The following is a 1,280-nucleotide window of genomic DNA, read 5'->3' as shown; positions in this document are numbered from 1 at the left end:
GAGACATCAATATGATCTGCAATTAAATACAGCGTTTGCGGCGTGTAAATATGAGAACGATTATTGCTTAAATCGAGAGTGTTTGCCGTCAATCTCACATCCCCCTCAGCAGACAGCATATTCTCAACACTGATCCCTCCTGATACCGATGTCAATGTGGCTGTGCCGTAGCCAATGACCTGATCATAATAGATGTCGTTGCCTGCAAAAATTTCAATATTGCCACCACTGGCAATCTGACCAACCTTCACCCCTTCTTTTGCTGTAATAGAAAGAAAACCGTTTTTATCTAAAACAAGATCCCCTGAACCGCCCGTAGAAACGACACCTGTCATCAGTGTGCCTGCATCAAGGCTGCCTACCTTTAAAACAGCCTTTTCACCCGTCATCAGCGAAGAAAAGTCAACAGCCCCACCCTCAATATTTGCCTTGCCATGAGCTAAAAGTTGCCCAAAATGAACGGGAGCATTTGTTTCTGGTTGTGCTTGAATGGCAACATTTTGATGCGACAGAATTGTTTGAGAAACAGAAAGCCCGTTATGAGAAACCAGGGTGATATCTCCTGCCCCATAAACACTTTCAGCGACAATCGCACCTTGACTGCTCTGGAGATCAACATCCCCTTGGGTGCCAAGAACAACAACACCAGAAGCACCCGTTGCCGCCATATCAACCCCACCGGCTAAAAACTGCGCCTTTATATCACCACCGGCATGTGCCTTGAGGTTTCCTTGCGCTAAAACAATCCCCTCAAGCTTCAAGTCTCCACCCGATTCAAGAGCCATATCAGCACCTGACCCTAGCCCTGAAACTTGAAGAGTTTGGCGCGAAGACAGCTCCATATTGCCCCCAGAGGTTGCCTTGCCTGCAATCGATAAAAGCCCATCCTGCGCCTCTATTTTTAAATGACCATCAGCGCCAACCGTTTCTAACGTCACATCCTTATGTGCTGCAATATCAATATGCTTTTTCGAGGTGATGTGTTTTGCCAATACGCTCTGGCTTTTCGATTTGAGGACAACACCCCCATGACCAAAAACATTCTTCAGGGAGATTTTCCCGTCAGCAGAAAGATGCAACTGCCCCGCATTGGCTGCCATATCATGGCGCATGCGAACCCCAACACCTTTTTCTGTTGCCACAAGTTTTATTCTGTCCGCCTGTAGAGCCCCCAAAGCAGAGCCATCTATCGCATATTCCGGTTTACCAGTAATATCGGTCAGTTCTTTCATTTCCCGTGAAGCATAATCAAAGTGACCCGTCCCTGCTGTCACTCCAAT

The 1,280-nt window shown here is 47.0% G+C and carries 1 pseudogene; it reads right to left on the bottom strand.

The annotated features are described in order from the left end of the window. Positions 1-1,280: pseudogene (locus tag ACFIJP_RS08700) on the bottom strand (filamentous hemagglutinin); the annotation flags it as partial.

Source organism: Bartonella sp. MU37NMGALS (genome assembly GCF_042194015.1).
GTDB lineage: Bacteria > Pseudomonadota > Alphaproteobacteria > Rhizobiales > Rhizobiaceae > Bartonella > Bartonella grahamii.
This window is presented reverse-complemented; position numbering and strand designations above follow the sequence as displayed.